Genomic DNA, 18,779 nt, shown 5'->3' with positions numbered 1-18,779 from the left:
GCGCGAAAAATTCTCAGCCCTTTCGGGGGGGCACCGGGCCTGGCCCCAAGATGGCTTGCCTTAACAGGGCGAGACGTCAGCTGCCGCTGGTGGCCGTCTGGAGTTCTCCCCGACGTTGGCCCTCATGGGGTTCGGTTAGGGACCATTATCGGGGGTAGGGGAGGGCAGCTTTCGACCCACAGCGGCTATCAGCCAGTGACGCCGTGAAGGAATTTTAGTCGGTCGAGGGCCTGATGGGCCCGGCGAATGGTCCGGGGGCTTACATCGCTTGCGCGGACGTGCCGCCATGTACTACCCGGCAGCCAAATCCTCACGTCCTTCTGGCCCTTTCAGGTTGGCGCGAACCAGATCCAGGCTTAGGCAGTAGTACTGACCCGGGTGGTGGCTGAGCGGTGCGTCATACTCACCCGCCGGTTGGCCATCCCGGTCGAAGCCGTATTGCCAGCGCAAAGAGCGGTAGTAGAGCTGGTCGAGGTAAAGCTCTGCAGCGGCATGGCGGCCAGTACGAATCGCCTGGTGGGTCGCGTGATCGATGCTCAGGAGTTGCGCGAACGGCAGGCCGAGGCTGTTGAGCGATATGTGGTGACCAGACGGCGATGTGTGCACGATCGCACCATCGCTGTACTCGTTGAAGCCTTGCGTGATGCACGCATAGCAGTCCAGACTGAGATGTATCTTGAACGCCGAGAAGACCTCTTCCACGAGGTCGATCATCATCTCAGGCGTGTAAGTGTAGTCCACTGGTGTATCAAACGCGCCCACGGTCCAGTGGGACTTGATAAGCACGCTGTCGGCAAAGCTAAAGATAGCGATTTGGGTTTGACGGGCGGCGATTTCGTCCAAGGCACCCCGCAGAGCCACAAGCCTGCTCTCGGCCAGGTTCCCAGCACGGAGCGCATTCTTTACGCCGATCGCGTCGACTAGCGCGAATGCGCTGTACGGCCTGCGATGCAGGTCATCGAGCCATTCGCTGCGCACGAAGATCCGCGGCTTTTCGTCGATATCTCTGCACTCCACGCAGACAATGAAGTCGCAATGCGGCAGGCGCAGCAGTAGCTCGTGGTAGCGGTCGTGGATGTTGGGGTACCACGAGATCTCGAGATGGTCTGTGGCGATCGATCGCACCGAGGCGTAGGAGATGAAGCCCGGCGGGTCGGGATGGTTCCCTGCGTAGATCGCGTCGATGTACGCCTCGTATTCCGGAATCCACTTCTCGTCCATCAAGTAGATGTCGCGATCGACAGGAACGGCGGTGAAGTCGTGGTGTTCAATTTCAGCGCGCGAGAACATGCGTAGTGGTCCTCGAGGAAAGGTGCGTGGTCAGGCTCTTGATGACATTCTTCCTCTCACTCAATTTGCTTATGAGTTTGCCGGAGAAGGAGAGTGGCTTTCCAGCGATAGGACTGTGCAAACGAAACGCCTAGCAGCTTGGCGCGACGCTAAAGTGGCCAGGAAATATTGGCCAGAAAAAACGGCAAGCGTACTCCACGCTGCGATCGAGAATGCGAGTCCATACAGCACCACCGGTACAATTACCGCCAGCAGGAAGGAAAGCGCAGCCAAGTCCCGAAAAATAAGAAAAGGTCGATGCGCATCCACTACAGAAAGTTCCGTCTTGTACCTTTGGTATATGCGGAACCATAGGTTCTGTTGGTCCCGCGGATCCAAGGGGAATTCGCCGATTCTCGCCTTGAGGGCAGCGGCATCAATCCTCGGATCGCCATTCACATAGAGAGTGAATGCGCGGTGTGCGGGAAGCACGTCACGAAGGCGCCAGAAGACGAGTATGTGCTTGAAGTCCTGCGGCACCAGCGTGTTCAGTAAGAGCAGCACAGGGGGTGCGAGAAGCGCGGTCAAGGCGCCGGCGATCCGGGCTCCGACCGCAGGTGTGCCAAGTAGTTGTGGTGCTAGCAGGGCACTAATCACCACGATATCGAAGGCTACGAACGCACCCAACCATTTGAGCAGGCCTTGCTTTGCAGACATGACGCGTTACCTCGGTTTTGGTTATCTCGCCCACACGGTGGAATCGAGGGTCCACGCAGTAGTCCACTGCAGTGTCTTCGCGCCCTCACTCGAACTAGCCTTGGCCCTTCGCGCCCCTTTGTCCATCTGCACGCAAAAATGAAGCGGCCTGTCATCCTGCGGGAGGGATGTTCGGCAGTGGCTGCAAAGCGAGGTGGGCGGCCCGCAGATCTGTGAGGCCCCGTGCTGGCTCCATCAGGACCAAAGTTTCGGGCCATCACATCAGGACTAGAGCGACTGCGACATTCTCTCACTCCTCTTCTGGAGCTGCGGCAGAAACGGCACCAGGTCTTCGCGATTGAGCAGGACGATTTGCTGTTCTTCTGGCGGCTGATCCATTGACTTGTCAAGTCCTAGTCGCCGGAGCAGGTAGAAGGCGAGTGCCTGTCGGGTCTTCAAGACCAAACGATCGTTCGCCATGCCGTAGTCGAGCGCCAGTACACGCTTCCTGTTGTCATCCAGTAATGGGTTGGGGCCGATGACGATCGAAAGCTCACGCTCCCACTCTACATCCACGTGTGGAACCGATTTTTGTTCGGACGCCTTGGCCAAATTCAGGATCCTCGCAAAGACGAAGTCGCGAAAATCGTCTCGTAGGTGGCAGTACGCGCGGAGGTGCCATCGAAAACCGTCGTAGGCAAAGGCGCGAGGACTGATGACCCGCGCGGTAGGTTCGGGCCTCGTCATTGATTGATAGTGGATACTCAAAGACTCGCGTTCGCGAATGGCGTGCGCGACCGAGCGCAACACACTCGGCGACACCATCCGCGTTGGATGACGCACTACGTCCGCCGTCGGCGTCCAGCCAAGAAAACTTACGTCGGGACCGATGACGCCGGTACTTAGCGCGTACAGCTCAGCCAGATACCGCGCGCTGCCGCCGTCGATCAGGATGGGCTGGAAGTCTGATGTGGCTACATATGCCTTCTCGTTTCGGTCGTAGATAACATTCGAGGGCGCGCGGGCCTGGTACTCGGCCAGGTCCAGCGACGCTTGAGGGACCGAGATCTTGAAGAATTCGGTCAGTTCCTTACGGTTGATCCGTCCTAACCAAGTTAGCCGGGTGTCTATAAATTCAAGACGTCGGTCCTGCCCCCAGCGGCCCCTGCGGTTGTCAGAATCAGTTAACATATTGATTGGAAAGGGTTTGATGGTACTGAGTAAACGCGCATATTGAGTAGACCCATCGGCTTAATAGTCGTATTATAGCGCTGCCGTCCCGTGACCGGTAGCAAGCCACGGCTCTATTCGTAGGTACCGCCCAATTGAACGCCAATCTCACCTTTTTCCCTGTCGGCTGCGGCGACATGACCCTGGTGCGCATGGCTGATGAGGAAGCCACAACGCTCCTGATCGACTGCAACATCCGCGCTGCCGCCGACGACTCGGATGACCCAACTCGCAACGTGGCTGCAGATCTGCGCGAGCGCCTTCAGCGCGACAGCGAGGGGCGCCCTTATGTCGATGCTTTTCTGCTCAGCCATCCTGACAAGGATCACTGTACCGGCCTGGAAGCGCACTTCTATCTCGGACCTCTGACCGACTATCCGGACGATAAGAAGCCGGATGCCGAGAAACGCATCGTGATCCGGGAGATCTGGTCTTCGCCGATTGTGTTTCGCCGCGCGAGCAAAACCCTACCGCTTTGCCCTGATGCCAAGGCCTTCAGCAGGGAGGTCAAGCGCCGAGTCCAGTGTTTCCGCGACGGGGCGGTGGGCGAGGGTGATCGCATCCGAGTCATGGGCGAGGACGAGGACGGTAAGACCGACGACTTGGGCGATATCCTTGTGAAGGTTGGTGATCGCTTCCAGACTATCAACGGCAAGCACAACGCCTACTTCAATGCGCAGCTGCTCGCTCCACTGCCGTCGGATAGCGATGATGATGAGGACGTGGTGTCAAAGAATCACTCGAGTGTGATCTTGAACATGACCTTGGCTAGCTCGTTGTCCTTCTTGGACAGCTGCCGCTTCCTCACCGCTGGCGACGCGGAGGTAGCGATTTGGGAGCGGTTGTGGAAGCGCTACCGAGATACTCCCGATGTGCTCAGCTACGACGTGCTTCAGGCGCCGCACCACTGCTCTTGGCACTCGCTGTCTTATGACAGCTGGTCAAAGCTCAAGGAGAAGGTCGAGGTAGCTGCCGATGCGCGGTCCGCCTTGGCGCAAGCGCGCTACGGCGCGATAATCATCGCCAGCAGCAAGCCCATCAAGGATGATGACGCGGACCCGCCGTGTGTGCGTGCGCGACGAGAGTACAAGGCGATCTTGGCCGAGCATGACGGCGTGTTCCTTTGCACCGGCGAATCGCCCAATAGCTGGGCCCCCGAGCCGCTGGAGATCGAGATCACCGCCGCTGGCGCGAAGAAGAAGGCCGCTCGGAAGTCGGCGGCCGCGGCAGTCGCGGCTGCGGCAGCACCGCGTGCGGGCTGATCGTGGAGTTGATCGACTGGGGTGAGATAGTCCCCGCGATTCCTAATGAGCCCGGGCAGGCGCGTCTGCGGGAAATCCTGCAGGCGTGCATGGCGCACCCGGACTTCGACGTGGTCGAACTGCGCCGTATCGACGGGTCACCTGATTATTTCGCGGTCATCGTCGATGCGGGGGATGGGGCCGTGGTCCCAGGGAACTTGGTGGGCATCCGGCGTCGCGAGCGGCTGGCGCTCACCTATCGATCGGGCGCGGAAATGCCGCCGGAGGTGCGTGCGCTGCGTCGGGATTTTCCCGACACGTTGCACCAGAATGGAGTTGAAAGTGGGCAGCCACGCTCCCTGTGCCTGTATGAGCCCTCGTGGACGACCGTGGAACGCAGTTGGACCCCGCAAGCGCACCTACGCCAGCTGCTGCGCTGGCTCGAGAAAACCGCCGACGGCACCTTGCATGAGGGTGATCAAGCACTGGAACAGCTGTTCTTCTCCACCGGCGAGCAGGTCGTGGTTCCAGCGGAGCTTGGGCGTCCCGGTGGCGGCAAGACAGGCCCATTGCGCGTGACGTGCACGGTGATGGCAGGCAATCGCGGCACGATGATTGTCGAACGTCTCGACGGTACGTCTCCCACACACCCCGGCCTCGACCTGCTGCAAATCACACTCGCGCCTATCTCCCACTTGCCGATTCAGGGTCCCCCGCATACGCTCGCGGAGTTGGAGGCGCGGTTGCAGGCCATGGGAACTTCCCTGTTCCCATCGATGCTCGAGGTGATGCGAACGCACGGGAAGGGCGGCATCACCTTGGCACCGAGTGAACCGCCACGGCGCGTGCTCTTGCTTGCGAGCATTCCGCGTGTGCACGAAGGGCAGGTGCAGCGCATCGACGTGCGCGGGTTCATCCTGGAAATCGACTTGGCCCGCTTGGGCATGGCCTTGGGCGTGCTCCAGCTGCAGGGAAACAAAGCGTATTCGTTTCAGATTCTGTCGCCAGACACGACGCCGTTGCTTCCCACCGAACATCGATGGCGCGAATACAAGCTCTATCCTGTGGATGTTCGATTTTCTCCCGATCGCGCCTTGGCGCAGGCGATATCCGGAGTTTCCGCCACGGAGGCAGAATTTCGCGGTGTCCTCGCAGGCACGGGCGCGTTGGGGTCGGTAATGGCGGAATTGTGGTCGCGGGAGGGCTGGGGACAGTGGGATCTTGTCGATCCAGACACGCTCGAACCGCACAATCCAATACGGCATGTTGGTGTGTTCCGCGATGTCGGGCAGGCAAAGGCGGAACTCGTACGCGCCCGGATCGACGCGCTCCTCGACACCCCGGGGCCGCAAGGGGCTGCGATTGTTGCGCGCGCTAACGCCGTACAGTGCGCCGAAGTAGAGGCGGCGCTACTGCGCGCGCAGTTGCTGGTCGACGCCACCACGACGATCGACGTCCCGCGAGACCTGTCCGAGCGCGAAGGTCCGCGCATTGCTTCAGCGTTCCTGACACCTTCTGGCCTAGCCGCCGTACTGCTTCTTGAGGACGACGCACGCGCGATTCGGGTTTCGAGTCTGGAAGCGCAGTACTACCGCGCGTTGCTGCAACAGCCTTGGGGGCGCCACCATCTGGACTCCGTCCAGCCGTTACGCGTAGGTGGTGGCTGCCGCGACCGCTCTTTCGTGCTCTCGGATGAATTGATTCATCTGCACGCCGCGCAGCTCGCACGGCGGATCCGCCGTGGCGTGGCCGAGCCCGGCGCGCAGATCGCCGTATGGAGCCTGGACGACGCAACGGGGGAGGTGACCTGTGAGAGCATGTTGCCGGCGCCCACGCGATCGGTGCAGTGCGGCGCTTGGCAGGTGCGCTGGGACGCAGCCCTTGAGGCGCAGCTTGAAGCGGCTCGCCGTGCGGCATTTCCGACGGAAACTGGGGGCGTACTGGTGGGCGTTATCGACCACAAGCTACGGACCATACACCTTGTGGATGGCTGGCTTGCACCTGCCGATAGCCAGGCAGATGAAAGCGGCTTCACCCGAGGCAAGCTCAATGTACTGGAGGCGGTTCAGGAGTGCCGGCGGTTGACCCGCGACATGGTCGGCTACGTGGGTGAGTGGCATTCCCACCCACCGGGCCTGGCCAACACGCCGAGCATGATGGACGTCGAGTTGCTCGCGACATTGACCCTGCAGTTGAGCGCAGATGGTGTGCCGGCAGTGATGGCGATCGCCGGTGAGAATGGTTTGGGCGTTACCTTGGGCCAAGTCCTAACGTTCGCCCCGGATCTTGCGCCGTGAACGCACCCATCAGTCTTCCAGTAGCCGCGCCGCGGGATTGGTCGTCGTGCCTCCTGACTGAAAGTACCCGATCACGCTGGACACCGCTCGATGCTCAGTTAGTTGCATGATGGCCGGCAGCGCCACGCCCTGGCGGCTTGCCTCGGTCACAAACCCGGATCTGAGGCTGTGTCCCCCAAAGTCCCCCTGCAGCCCTGCCAGGCGCGCACGCCGCTGCACGATCTCTCCGACCGCAGCTGGGGATAGGGCGGGGCCCACGCGCTGCTTCCAAAGCCGCCGGAAGATCGCACCATCCGCAATCCCAGAAGCCTCGAGCCAGTCTTCCATTGCTAGCGCTGCCCGTTCGAGCACCGGCTTGTCAGGGGTCGAGGATGCGGTGACGCCGGCTTGCTGCGTCTTGCTGTGCTCCAAGCGGTAAATGAACCCCTGGGGACCGATCCGGCGCAGGTCGCGTATGTCGGCCGCGGCGATTTCGCTCCGCCTGCGTCCGCCGCTGGCAAACCCAAAGCAGAGCAGGGCTCGATCCCGCAACCCCTCGAGGCTGTCGTCGCACGTGGCCAGCATGGCCTCGAGCTCGGTCAAGGTGATGGCCGTCTTCTTGCGGGGGCGCTCACCGCGTTTCACGGCGGCACGGCCAGCTCGGCTAAGGACCGTCCGAACCGCTGGCTGCTCACAGGGATTGGTCAGATGTTTAAGGCGATGGGCGGTCGACAGGACAGCTACCCGGTGCCGAACGGTGGCCAAGGTCCAAGCGCCGGGCTTGGCCTTGAGACCCGCAGCCACGAGCGCGTGGTCGACCTCCAGCGGCAACTCCCAGGTCAGGCGTCCATCCTCGGTCCGGCGGGCCGTGTGGTCGACCAGGAACTGCAGCACGGTTGCCTCAGGCGTCGGAAAGGGCAGCTCAATCCCGTAGCGAGCTACGTGCCAGCCGGCCCAGTAACGTAAGGCCGAGGCGTAGCTGCGCGTGGTGTTTGCGGCCGCCGCTTCGGCCAGCAGCTCACGTACGGCATCCGCGGCCTGTTGCGCGAGTTGCTCGGGCAACGCGAGTCCGGCTGCGGGTGAGGCGAGGGCGGGTAGAGTGTCCTTTCGCTTCATTATATGTAGTCTGTACTACACGAATTGGTCTGTACCAACGATAATCATCACTTATCGTCGGTAGGTCAAGCCCGGGGTAGGGCGTCGCAGTAGGAGGACTTTTCAATGGCACGGGGTGTCACCCAGGAACAGGTCAACACCGCGATCGAGCAGCTGCTGCTGGCTGGCGAGCGGCCCACCATCGAAAGGGTCCGGGCCACGCTCGGAACTGGGTCTCCGAACACCCTGACGCGCATGCTGGACGTCTGGTGGCAGGGGCTCGGAGAGAGGCTGGCAGCCCACCGACGGTCCGCGGCCATCCCGAACGCGCCCACTCTGGTGGTCGACGCCGCATCTGCTCTCTGGGAAATAGCACTGAAAGCTGCAGGGGAGGCGGTTGAACGCGATCTCGAAGGGGTCAGGGAAGCCCTGACCGCGGAACGGCAGGCGCTGGAGGACGAAAAACAGGCCATGGCAGCTGCCTTGGCAGCCGCGCAGCTGGCCCAGAACCGTGCAGAGCAGGCCAATCTGGACACGCAAGTTCGTCTAGCGGATATGCAGCGCCTAGTCGACCAGCAAAGCAGTCAGATTGCAGACCTCCAATCCCGCCTTATAGCCGCCGACAAGAGTGCTTCTGAGCTGGCGATCCAGCTGCAGCGAGCGGAGGCCGCGCGAGCCCAGACACAGGAAGAGGCAGCCGCTGACCGGCGGAACCTAGAGGCAAGTCATCGCGCCGCCGAGAACCGTTGGCTGACCGAAGTGGACCAATTGCGGCAGGAGCGCACTCGAATGAGTCGCCAGTTGCAGCAGGCGGAGAAGGAGTTCCGATCCAAGCTCCAGGATGGAGAATCACGGCTCTCATTACTATCGGGTCAGGTCAGAGATGTCGGCCGCCGGGAGGCGGCGGCAACAGCGCGTGCAGCGGCCCTCGAGAGCCAACTGGATCGATTGCATGAGCAGATCAAGGCGCAATTGAAGCCGTCGAGGCCTGCGCGACGCAGGCCCGCGGCCAAGAAAACGGACTCGGCCCTGTAGCGGCCTCGCCTTCCCGCCACAACAAGTGCCACCGAAGTTTATTCATTTTGGCTAAACCGCCCTAAACTTCCTAAATTCACTTTGAAGTGGCTCGGCCGCAAGTCGGGTCAAGCTCTAGGTGTTTGCCGGATCCGGCCTCCAAGGGGTTGACCCAGTAGCGGTACGACAGACAACAAGCTGGGACTATTGCCAGCCAGCGAACCAGGAGAGCTGTCATGTCGACACCTGATGAGAAAGCCAGAGCCCTTGTGTGGGCTGGCGGGTTTCTCGTTCAAATAAGCCGTAACCCCAGCCTGCCGCTGGAGCTGCGCCGACAGGCGACTGTCATTGCGCGGCATTTCCCCACAATCGAAGATGTTGGGCGACTACCCACGCAAGTGGATCTCCTAGTGCCAAGTGTTGACCGCCTGAGCCAGAGGGGGCTAGAGACATGGTGCAATGATCTAGAACAGGGGCCGTTAACCGACATGACCCGCCTTCGTTGGCCGGACTGACGGTCTTCGGATTGGCTTTTCAGGGGAATCTGCTTTCCGCTGAACAACATGGTTATCGGGGTGCGCGCGGAACGCAGCCCAGTTTCGCTCTTGGGCCAGCACCTCGTCACCGCTCGCGTACAGGCGTAACATAGGAAGCTGGTCGCTGACCGTTCGGCGATCCGAAACATGGGAGGAGCGCCCATGGCTGACCGCTGCGCCTTTTTTCCTTGGCAGACCCTGACGGACCGCGAGCGCTTAGTTTGGGCGTCAAGCTACGCGCAACACCCGGACGATCCGACTTTTGCAGCCGAACACGCCGATGCTTTAGTGTCGGACTTGCGTCGCTTGGGGCTCGATCACAGTGATTCACTGGCGGTGGAGTACGACCTGGCACGCGCGGGGATCCAGCTGACGCGTGAAGAGTTCGGGTCGTGGTATTGCGTGGCGTGGCGAGTGCGGCACGGGGCACATTTGCAGCCCGTGCCGACGGAGGTCGAAGCGGACATGGCCTTCGCGCGCTATCGCGGGTTGATCTCCGATATGCCATAGGCTCACCGAATGGCCCATCGATTCTCGAGTTGGGCGGAGGAAAGCACGTGGAAGGTGCTAAGCAGTCGCTGGCTGCCCGCATGGCTGGGACCAACCGAATCGAGCCCACCGGCTTCTTCGGTCTTGGCCAAGCCGGAGTCTCTTGATAGTGAGGCATCCCTGGTGAGCGACGTGACTTGGCTCAAAGGGCCGCTGCTACACAATCAAGTGTGTGCCCAGGCGTGAAGGCCGTCAAACCCGTGCCGTTGTTTTTCGTACGCCATCCATGGCCGTTTCCGTCCGCCCTAAGCCTTTTAGGCTGCCTGGCACAGATTAATGTGCTGGAACCACAGGACGTGGCGGCTGCGTTCACGCCAAGCCAGGCGTACCTGCAATCGCTTGTGAGTTCGCTGCATACGGAGGGTCGCTTAAAAATCAAGAAGCGATTCGTCGAGAAAACACTTCGCTTGCGTCCTTCCGAATTGACGCTGGCTTTTGACAGCTGTGCTTGGTGGCCCCGCGCGCTTCAGCCGCTATTTTCTACCTTCAGTGCGCCACCGCGCTTTTGCCCCGAATGCCTGAAGCAGGGTTACCATTCGCACTTGTTTGATTTGCCGTGGCTATTGCGCTGCCCGGTTCACGCAGTCGAATTGTGCGATTCGTGCCGACACTGCGGAGGCAAGCTTCGAGGGCTGTCTCATCCGTATGATCCTATGGAAGCCTTTACGTGCACGCGTTGCAGGCGAGTTCTCGCTGAGTCTGACGCCATCGTTATGGCCACGCATGCGAGTTCAGACCGATGGAACGAGGTAGTCGCCTCTCATTTTCGTTGGTGTCGAAAGATGTCAGATGCGTACGCGGTTCCGCCGACCTGTCCCGGTGGCGAAGTCGAACCCGACCGCAGCACGTTGATGTCGTTGATCGACGTTACCGGCGTGGGCTGGCCTAAGGAACTGGCGCCCTACGTCGCCTCGAGTCAGGCGCGCTTGCCAGGCTTATCGCGCTCCGCGGTGATTTCGAGCCAGACCGAAATTGACCAGCTGTGTAAGTTGTTTAAGAGGGCGGTGGATGCGCCGCTTGGGGAGTTCAAGTATTTTCCTTGCTCACTTGAGCAGTCCCGGTGGCTCGTAAAATTGGAGAGACGCCTGCAGGATAAGTCGGACCAAACCGAGTCACGAGCGGTGCGCGATCACTATCACTATTACAGACGATGGCGAAAGCTCCAGGGCCTGACACCGCAGGAGAAGAAGGCGCTGACGCACCCGTCATTTCATATCGACTATCACAAGTCCAGTCCGCCGCCGGCATCTGTTCGAGCACGCGGATATCGGTCTCGGGCCGTGACCGTATTCGTCGGGACCAGTCTTGTGGGTGATACGTCTTTGTCGGTCGCTAAGGGACGGTTGTCAGGGCTTACCTGCGTGCGGCTGTTGGCAGTTGTAAACCAGATGAGGCGTAGCTTGGAATATCAAGATGAGGGCGCTGTGGGTGGGGTCGTTGCCTGGTGGTACGAGCACCTGTTGTCACTTTCGCTTATTCAAACCACGACGACGGCAATCCACGAATCTGCGCGGCTTTCTCCGAAGGAGTGTCCGGAAACGGAAGTAATTCCGGGATGGCCCCTCGTAGACATGAACCGGCCGCCGCCGGGCCAGTCATGGATGCTTGCAGCGATCGCTGCCAACACCCAACTGACCGCATACTTGATTCCGGTACCCATGCGCCGATATGAAAAAGAGGAGTCAAAGCTGTACCGCTGTATCTGGGACACCTCGGCTCGGACCGCGGAGGCCGCAGCTTGGTTGCTGCGGCGCAAGCAGGGCGAAGCCGCCGAGTAGGGTAAATCAAGATGTTCCGCTGCGAACTGGGAAAGATCTGATGCTGAAATCCGTTTCCTCCCCAAGCCAACGAGTTGCAGCCGCATTCGAACCAAATTTGGTGTCGTGAGTTGGGAAACTCAGGCGCGCAGCCACAATCAGCGACCGCCAACGGCGCAGAAGCGCCCGAGCGGACCATATTGAAATGCGCATAATGTATATTATGTCAAATCAAGGATGACCCCAGTCCGGGCCATTGACCTTGCCCCTTGAGCAAGCCTCATCATTGACGCCCTCTTGGCGCAATCCGGCACCCGCATGGCTTCCCTGGTCTTCTTCTACTCCCCCGGTGCGTGTTCGCTTGCCGTCCACGCGGCGCTCCGGCAGACGCAGGCCGACTTCGAAGCAGTTCGCGTCGATCTGCGCGAGAAGCAGCAACTGGCCCCGGACTACCTGCGCCTCAATCCCCAGGCACGCGTTCCGACGCTGAGCGTCGATGGCCGGGCGCTGGTCGAGGTGGTCGCCATTGCCGATTACCTCGACCGGTGTTTCCCGCAGGCGGCGCTGCTGCCGACCGACGATTTCGCCCGGGCCCAGGACATGGCGGCCATCCAGCGGCTGTCATCGGACATCCACCCCCTGTACCGCGCACTGTGGCGATCAGGCTGGTTCGCCGACGACCCGGCGGCCCATGACACGCTCAAGTCCACCGCAACCCGTCGCCTGCGCGAATTCCATGGCGAACTCGAACAGCGCCTGGCGGAAGGAAGCTGGGGCCAGGGCGCGCCGGAAGGTTTCCTGGCGTTTTATACCGGTGTATTCCTGCGCTGGTCCGCCGCCGTTGATCCACAGGGCCTGGGCCCCGAATGCGAAGCGCTGCGCACGCGCATGGCTGCGCATCCGGCCATGGCGGGCGCCTTGGCCGCCGAAGGCATCCGCCTCGACAGCCTCGAGCGCCTCACCGGCTGATCCAGGCTTCCAGCCGGCGGCGCAACTCACCCAGCGGCACGATGCCGGCATCGAGCACTTGTTCGTGGAAGGCGGCCAGGTCGAAGTCGGCGCCCTGGCGGGCTTCGGCTTCCGCACGCAGCGCCGCGATCTCCAGCGCGCCGGTGTCGTACGACGTCAGCTGTCCGGGAATGGCCGCGATGCGGTCGATCTGGGCCTCGGCGCGTACCGGGTCAAAACGGCCGCTGGCCACCAGGTAGTCACGGGCCTGTTCACGGGTCCAGCCACCGGCATGGATCCCCGGGTCCACGACCATGCCCCGGCCGGGCCAGATGCGCCGTGCGATGCGGGCCTTGGGGTCGTCCAGCAGCCCGGCCTCTTCGGCCAGGCCTTCGGCGTATCGGGCCCAGCCTTCGACGTAGGCCGGGTTATAGAAAAGCAGGGACACCGGGTGCTGGTCGCCCTGCCCGGCCGCGATGGCCATCTGCAGGTGGTGGCCGGGCCAGCCCTCGTGCACCGCGGTGATGGCGGCGGTGGCGCGGGTGTCGGTTTGCCAGCGATCCAGGTTGAGGCGATAGGTTGCCGGCTGCCCTGGGTCGGGTTCGGGATCGTAGTGCGAGCTCAGCCCGGAGCCCTGCTCATGTTCGGGCAGCGGCAGGACCTGCATCGCCTGCCGCGGCCATTGCCGGAAAAGCGGCCGCGTCGCGGTTTCCGAACGCGCCACCAGCTCGCGCGAGAACGCCAGCAGCTCCTGGGCGGATTGGAACCGGTTGTCCGGATCCGCATCGAGCCGGGCCACCAGCAACGGCAGGTCGGCCTGGTCGAAATACTGCCGGCCCAGGGCTGAAACCGTCTGCAGGTTGCCGGCAACGGTGCGCTCGCCGCGTTCGATGATTTCCCGGGGCGCGACGTCGAGCGTGGTGGCGGCACGCAAGAGTGCGCGATAACAGCGTTCGCCATCCGGCAGCGCGGAAACCGCCAGCGTGGTCCTTGCACGTGGCAGGTATTGTGCCGACAGGAAGTCGCGGTAACGGCGCAAGGCGGGCACGACCTCGACCTGCAGGCGCCGTCGATAGGCTTGGCGGAAGGTGTTGTCCTCGCTGCGCGCTGCCGGGGAATCGAGGGGCGACAAGGCCGGGTCGTCGGTCGCGTAGCCTTCGATCTGGGCAATGACACGTTCCACGACCGTGCGCGGCACCGAATAGCCGGCCGCGAGGCCCGTGGCAAGGTTGGCCTGCTCTTGCGCCACGTACCGCGCCATCTCGCGCAGGCGGGCCAGGGCTTGCGCACGTTCCGAGGCCGTTTCAACCGGCTGCCGGCTGGCGACTTCGGCCATCACCAGGTGCCAACCATCCATGTGGCTCAGGTGCCAGCCCTCGCGCCGGCAAACGCGCTGCTGGACGCTCGCCTCCAGGTGTTCGCGCATTTGGGCATGGGCCCGTGCCAGGGCGCGGTCGTGCAAGGTGGCGGCGTCGATGGCCAGCAAGCGGGCCAGGAATTGGTCTTCCCTCGCCCGCCAGGCGGCCAGCGCTTCGGGTGAACGATCGGCCAGGCGGTCGTGGCGCGGTGCCGGCAAGCCCACGAAATAGGCCTGTGCAGGGTCGCGCGCGAGTTCGGCGTGCAGGTAGTCGTCGGCAAGCCGGCGCATGGGTTCGTCTGGATTCTTCGCCCCTGCCGTGCCGGCCAACAGCAGGCAGAGCAGCCAGGCAGCAGACGCACGGCACTGAAGAATGGCTGCGGGAAGGCTCATGGTCGGTACCTTGTCTCGCGCGGACTGCGGAATCGGTCAGCTTGGGCCTGGCCGGTCTTTCCCGCATGTGCCGTTGGCTGGTGGACACCCGTTGCCATCGGCGCCGCGATCCTGGGGGGAATCCATGCCACAGGTCCACGATGCCCTGCTTACCCTGGTGATTGGCGTCACCGGGCACAGGGACATCCCGGTCGCGGAACATGCGGCGCTGCATGCCCGGGTGACCGACCTGATTCGTTCCCTGCGGGCGCAGTTTCCCCATCTCCCGCTGCTCATGCTCAATCCGCTCGCCGAAGGCGGCGACCGCATCGCGGCCCGGGCCGCCCTGGCGCAGGCGGTGCCCCTGTTCGTGCCCCTGCCCTTTTCCGTGGCGGAATATGAAAAGGACTTCGAGACAGCGGAGTCGCTCGCCGAGTTCCGCGAGCTGCTGGCCGGAAGCCAGGTGCGCGTGCTGCCGTTGGCGCCGGGCATCACCGAAGAAGCCATTCGCGAGCGCGGCCAGGCCCGCAACCTCCAGTACGCGCAGCTGGGCATGTTCATTTCCTCCCATTGCCAGGTGCTGCTGGCGCTTTGGGACGGCAAGCCCAGCACGGCCCTGGGTGGAACCGGCCAGGTCGTGGCCTTCCATATCGCCAACGTCATGCCCGAGGTCAGCGCCCGCGAGGTCGCTCCCAACCTTTTGGCCGATGACGAAAGCGACCTGGTTTTCCATATCGCCTGTTCACGCCAGCTGGCGCCCGGCGGCGCGTCGCCCCTGCAGGTGGCCGGCGTCGGCCGCTGGGTCACGGCCGAAGGAACTGCCGACGACAGCGTCGAGGTGCCTGCTGCCTATCGCCGCGTGTTCGCGCAGATGTCGGCCTTCAACCTCGACACCCAGCGGCATTGGCCTGCGATCGAAGCCAACTACCCTCGCCTGCTGCCGGCCGATCCGCCGGCGCCGGTACCTGCTGGCATCCTTCGCATCGAACGCCTGTTCGGTGCCGCCGACTGGCTGGCCCTGCACTTTCGCCAGCGGGTTCGCATGAACCTGCAGGCCACGCACCTCGCGGCCGCGCTGATGGGCCTGGCCTTTATCGTGTACTCCGACCTGGCACCACGGCGGGAATTGGTGATCGCCTTCCTGGCGTTGTTCGTGCTCGGCTATGCCGTGGCCTGGATCGGCCAGCGCCGCCAGTGGCAGCGCAAGTACCTCGACTACCGCGGCCTGTCGGAGGGGCTTCGCGTGCAGCTCTACTGGCGACTGGCCGGCGTGCAGGTCCCGGCGGACGGCAGCCTGGGCTACGACAGCTTCCTGCAAAAACAGGACGTCGAACTGAGCTGGATCCGCCACGCCATGCGCGGCACCAGCCTGGTCCAGGACAGCGGCGCCCCCAGTGATTCGCGCTGGCTGCACTGGACGGTGCAAAACTGGGTGGGTGACGCCGAAGGTGACGGCGGCCAGCTGGCGTATTTCCGCCACGGCAGCCAGCAACGTGCCACGGCTTACCTCTATACCGAACGCCTCGGGCGACTGGCCCTCCTGGCGGGCCTGGGCGGCGCGCTGGTGCTGGCCCTGGCCGGACCGGGTCTGGACGAAAGCAGCCAGGCAGGCCTGGTGATCTTCATGGGCCTGCTGCCACTGATCGCGGGTATCCGGGAGGCCTATTCCTTCAAGAAGGCCGACAAGGAGCTGATCAAGCAGTTCCAGTTCATGGCGCGCCTGTTCACCAGCTGCAGCGCCAGGCTCGCCCGCGCCGCGTCCGACGAAGAACGGCGCGAACTGCTGCTCGCCCTGGGCCGCGCCTGCCTGGAGGAACACGCCGAGTGGATCCTGCTCCACCGCGACCGGCCGCTCGAGCTGCAGGGGCCGCAGTGAGCAGCCGACGGCGCTACGCCGCGTTCATCAGCTACAGCCATGCCGATGCGCGCTGGGCGTCGTGGCTGCAAAAGCAGCTTGAATCCTTTCGGGTGCCGCGCCGGCTGGTCGGCACGGCCGGTGAAAACGGCCCGGTGCCGTCGCGGCTGGCGCCGGTGTTCCGCGACCGCGAGGAACTGGCCAGTGCGAACGATCTCGGCGGGCGCATCAGGCAGGCCCTGGAAGCCTCGGATGCACTGGTGGTGGTCTGCTCCGCGGCCGCGGCACGCTCGCCGTGGGTGAACGAGGAGATCCGCAGCTACCGTCGGCTCGGCCGGTCCGGTCGCATCCACTGCCTGCTGGTGCCGGACCCTTCCGGTGACGACGGCGCGCCGCACTTCCCCCCTGCCCTGGTCGAAGTGATCGATGCGGCGGAAATGCCGCCGGAACCGATCGCCGCCGATCTGCGCGCAAGCGGTGACGGCCCTGCCCTCGCCCGGCAAAAAATAATCGCGGGCCTGCTCGGGCTTGGCCTGGACGACCTGCGCCAGCGCGAGGCGCAGCGCCGCCAACGGCGTCTTGTCTGGATCACCGCCGCCTCGATCGCCGGCATGGCGGTCGCCGCGGTCCTGGCCGGCCAGGCCCACGTGGCGCGCAATGATGCCCTGCGCCGCCAGGCACAGGCCGAGGACCTGCTGGGTTTCATGATCGACGATCTGCGGCCCAAGCTTGAACGCCTCGGCCAGCTCAGCCTGCTCGACGCGGTGGGAGACAAGGCGCTGGACTACTTCGACTCCCTGCCCTCCCGGGACCAGACCGACACCGCGCTCTCGCAGCAAGTGCGCGCGCTTACCCAGATCGGCCAGGTCAGGCTGGACCAGGGCAAGCATGAGCCCGCGTTGGCGGCCTTCATGGCGGCGCATGCCCGCGCGTTGGAGCTTTCGCGGCGTGCGCCGGATGACGGTGCCCGCCTGTTCGACCTGGCCCAGGCCGAATACTGGATCGGCCTGGTGGGTTGGCGCCAGGGCGACCTCGATGTCGCCGAACGTTGGCTGCGCGCCTATCGCGACCGTTCGCAAGCGCTGGTCGCGCTCGACCCCTCCCGCTTCGACTGGCAGCGCGAAGTGGCCTACGGGTACCACAACCTGGCCGTGCTCGACGACGGCCGGGGCCGCCACGCCGAGGCCGCCGAAGCCTTCGAGCGTGAACTCGCGCTCTACCGCGACTGGCTGCCGGACCACCCGCGCGACAGCATGCTCCGCTTCGAGGCCGCCAATGTCGCTTCCTGGCTCGGCTCGGTGAAACAGCGCCTGGGCCACCTGGCCGAGGCGGAATCGTATTTCCTGGAAGCCGACCGGGGCCATGCCGCCAACCAGGCCCTTGAGCCCGACGTCATGGCCTGGACCGACAACCGCATCGACAGCTCGGTCCTGCTGGCCAGGGTTCGTGTTCGCCTGGGCAAGCTGGCCGACGCGCGCGCCGGCCTGCGGACTGCGGTCGACCAGGCGGCGGCACTGTCCCTCCACGATCCCGACAACGCGGCCTGGCGTCGTTCGCACGGCAATGCCCTGCTTTCGCTGGCCGCGGTTGACCTGGCCTGCGGGGACGACGAGGCCGCGGCGTCGGCGCTCGCCCAGGCACGGCCGATCCTGTCGCAGGCCCTGGCGGAAGCGCCGGAGGAAAACCTTGCGATCGCCTATTTCGTGCGTGCCGGTTTGCTCGACGCGGAATGGGCGCTTCGGGCCGGCCAGCCGGCGATGGCGACCGAGGCACTTGCCCGCATCGCAGCGCCGTTGGCGAAAGCCTCCCGGCGGGCGGGCTCGGACACCTTGCTGGAACTGCTGGCCCGGCGCGACCAACTCGAAGCCGCCGTCTTCGACCTGCGCGGCGACGACGGGGCCGCACGCACGCTGAGACTGGCGGCCTTGGCGCGACTTCTCGACCCCCGGGGGGGCGAAGCCCCATTCGCCCATCTCGAACAATTGCTTTCGCTGCAGCGTGCATTGGGTGACGACGAGGCAGCCGATGCCTCGCTCAAGCGCCTGCACCAGGCCGGTGCCGTTCCCGAGCCCTTGCCGGCGGCCTGCGTCAACGATTTCGCGGGCGAACCCGCCAGCCAGAGGACAGCGCCATGACCGAGCCCACCGTGCCCACCGTCACGTTCGACATCACCAAGTTCCACAAGATCGGCGGCAAGCACCGCTACTGCGACTACAGCATGTCCCTGGCCGGCGGCGGTTCGGTGGTGACCCTGGACCCGTCGACCAACACGCTCACGGTGTCCTCCAAGAGCCCCGTGCAAATCGTCTTCACCGCCACAGGGGCCTATCTGCTGGCCGGCATCTGTTTCAGGGAAACCGGCTCCGGCAAGTCCGACCCCAACGGCACCTGCACCTTTCCCAATGTCGTTCTCAACCTCGCCGGAAGCAGTTCGACGCTGACCCTGACCGACACCGCCGACACGTCTTCGAGCTATGAGTTCGCCATGCTCGTCGTCGGTATCAACGAGGAAGCGCTCGGGCTGATCGATCCGCCCATCGTGAATCGTCCGCCGGCCTGAACCTCGCAAGGCGTGAGTGCGCCC

Annotated in this window: 15 protein-coding genes; 10 read left to right on the top strand and 5 right to left on the bottom strand. The window is 63.7% G+C overall.

Annotated elements, in window-relative coordinates:
* Positions 1–291: 291 nt before the first annotated feature.
* The 3 genes from N788_RS01495 to N788_RS01490 form a co-directional block, all read right to left on the bottom strand.
* Complete coding sequence (locus tag N788_RS01495) at positions 292–1,290, bottom strand: hypothetical protein (protein ID WP_034220245.1); 999 nt, start codon at positions 1,288–1,290, stop codon at positions 292–294.
* Positions 1,291–1,359: 69 nt separating this feature from the next.
* On the bottom strand, positions 1,360–1,986 hold the full coding sequence (locus tag N788_RS14515; RefSeq protein ID WP_152560323.1) for a hypothetical protein: 627 nt from the start codon (positions 1,984–1,986) through the stop codon (positions 1,360–1,362).
* A gap of 267 nt (positions 1,987–2,253) precedes the next feature.
* Entirely contained in the window at positions 2,254–3,156 is a 903-nt protein-coding gene (locus N788_RS01490; protein WP_034220244.1) for a helix-turn-helix transcriptional regulator, read from the bottom strand.
* A gap of 134 nt (positions 3,157–3,290) precedes the next feature.
* Between N788_RS01490 and mblB the strand changes: the two genes are divergently transcribed.
* Together mblB and cap2-3 are read left to right on the top strand one after the other, a co-directional pair.
* Entirely contained in the window at positions 3,291–4,457 is a 1,167-nt protein-coding gene (gene mblB, locus N788_RS01485; protein WP_034220242.1) for an anti-phage 6A-MBL system MBL-fold protein, read from the top strand.
* A gap of 2 nt (positions 4,458–4,459) precedes the next feature.
* Positions 4,460–6,733, top strand: coding sequence for an anti-phage 6A-MBL system cap2_3 protein (cap2-3, locus tag N788_RS01480; protein ID WP_034220240.1), 2,274 nt, complete (start codon positions 4,460–4,462; stop codon positions 6,731–6,733).
* Between the two features lie 9 nt (positions 6,734–6,742).
* Here the strand turns inward: cap2-3 and N788_RS01475 are convergent, their stop codons facing one another.
* A complete protein-coding gene (locus N788_RS01475) occupies positions 6,743–7,828 on the bottom strand; it encodes a site-specific integrase (RefSeq protein ID WP_034220238.1) in 1,086 nt (361 codons plus the stop codon).
* Between the two features lie 105 nt (positions 7,829–7,933).
* Between N788_RS01475 and N788_RS01470 the strand changes: the two genes are divergently transcribed.
* From N788_RS01470 to N788_RS01460, 5 genes are all read left to right on the top strand, one after another.
* Entirely contained in the window at positions 7,934–8,842 is a 909-nt protein-coding gene (locus N788_RS01470) for a DNA-binding protein (protein ID WP_034220237.1), read from the top strand.
* Positions 8,843–9,057: 215 nt separating this feature from the next.
* Positions 9,058–9,336 carry a BPSL0761 family protein gene (locus N788_RS15155; RefSeq protein ID WP_084695818.1) on the top strand — a complete coding sequence of 93 codons (279 nt, stop codon included), beginning with the start codon at positions 9,058–9,060 and terminating at the stop codon, positions 9,334–9,336.
* Between the two features lie 183 nt (positions 9,337–9,519).
* Entirely contained in the window at positions 9,520–9,867 is a 348-nt protein-coding gene (locus tag N788_RS01465) for a hypothetical protein (RefSeq protein ID WP_034220235.1), read from the top strand.
* An 890-nt stretch (positions 9,868–10,757) separates the two neighbouring features.
* The gene (locus tag N788_RS14510) at positions 10,758–11,684 is read left to right on the top strand and encodes a hypothetical protein (RefSeq protein ID WP_152560322.1); all 927 of its coding nucleotides are present in this window, start codon (positions 10,758–10,760) and stop codon (positions 11,682–11,684) included.
* Between the two features lie 297 nt (positions 11,685–11,981).
* Positions 11,982–12,632 (top strand): glutathione S-transferase family protein, encoded by a 651-nt coding sequence (locus N788_RS01460; protein WP_051924230.1) that lies wholly within the window; start codon positions 11,982–11,984, stop codon positions 12,630–12,632.
* Here the strand turns inward: N788_RS01460 and N788_RS01455 are convergent.
* Positions 12,622–14,361 (bottom strand): DUF885 domain-containing protein, encoded by a 1,740-nt coding sequence (locus tag N788_RS01455; protein ID WP_084695817.1) that lies wholly within the window; start codon positions 14,359–14,361, stop codon positions 12,622–12,624. The genes N788_RS01460 and N788_RS01455 overlap by 11 nt on opposite strands.
* A gap of 124 nt (positions 14,362–14,485) precedes the next feature.
* Here N788_RS01455 and N788_RS14785 point away from each other — a divergent pair, with 124 nt between their 5' ends.
* Genes N788_RS14785 through N788_RS01440 form a run of 3 tightly spaced genes read left to right on the top strand, consistent with a single transcriptional unit; the run spans position 14,486 to position 18,755 of the window.
* Positions 14,486–16,216 carry a hypothetical protein gene (locus tag N788_RS14785; RefSeq protein ID WP_034220233.1) on the top strand — a complete coding sequence of 577 codons (1,731 nt, stop codon included), beginning with the start codon at positions 14,486–14,488 and terminating at the stop codon, positions 16,214–16,216.
* Positions 16,213–18,330, top strand: a complete 2,118-nt coding sequence (locus tag N788_RS13695) for a toll/interleukin-1 receptor domain-containing protein (protein ID WP_051924228.1) — start codon at positions 16,213–16,215, stop codon at positions 18,328–18,330. The genes N788_RS14785 and N788_RS13695 overlap by 4 nt, the downstream gene beginning before the upstream one ends.
* A complete protein-coding gene (locus N788_RS01440) occupies positions 18,327–18,755 on the top strand; it encodes a hypothetical protein (RefSeq protein WP_034220231.1) in 429 nt (142 codons plus the stop codon). Before N788_RS13695 ends, N788_RS01440 begins: the two co-directional genes overlap by 4 nt.
* Positions 18,756–18,779 lie beyond the last annotated feature (24 nt).

Origin of the sequence: Arenimonas donghaensis DSM 18148 = HO3-R19, from assembly GCF_000743535.1 — a bacterium.
GTDB classification, from domain to species: domain Bacteria; phylum Pseudomonadota; class Gammaproteobacteria; order Xanthomonadales; family Xanthomonadaceae; genus Arenimonas; species Arenimonas donghaensis.
The sequence above is the reverse complement of the archived record's forward strand: the minus strand, read 5'-3'. Positions and strand labels throughout refer to the sequence as shown.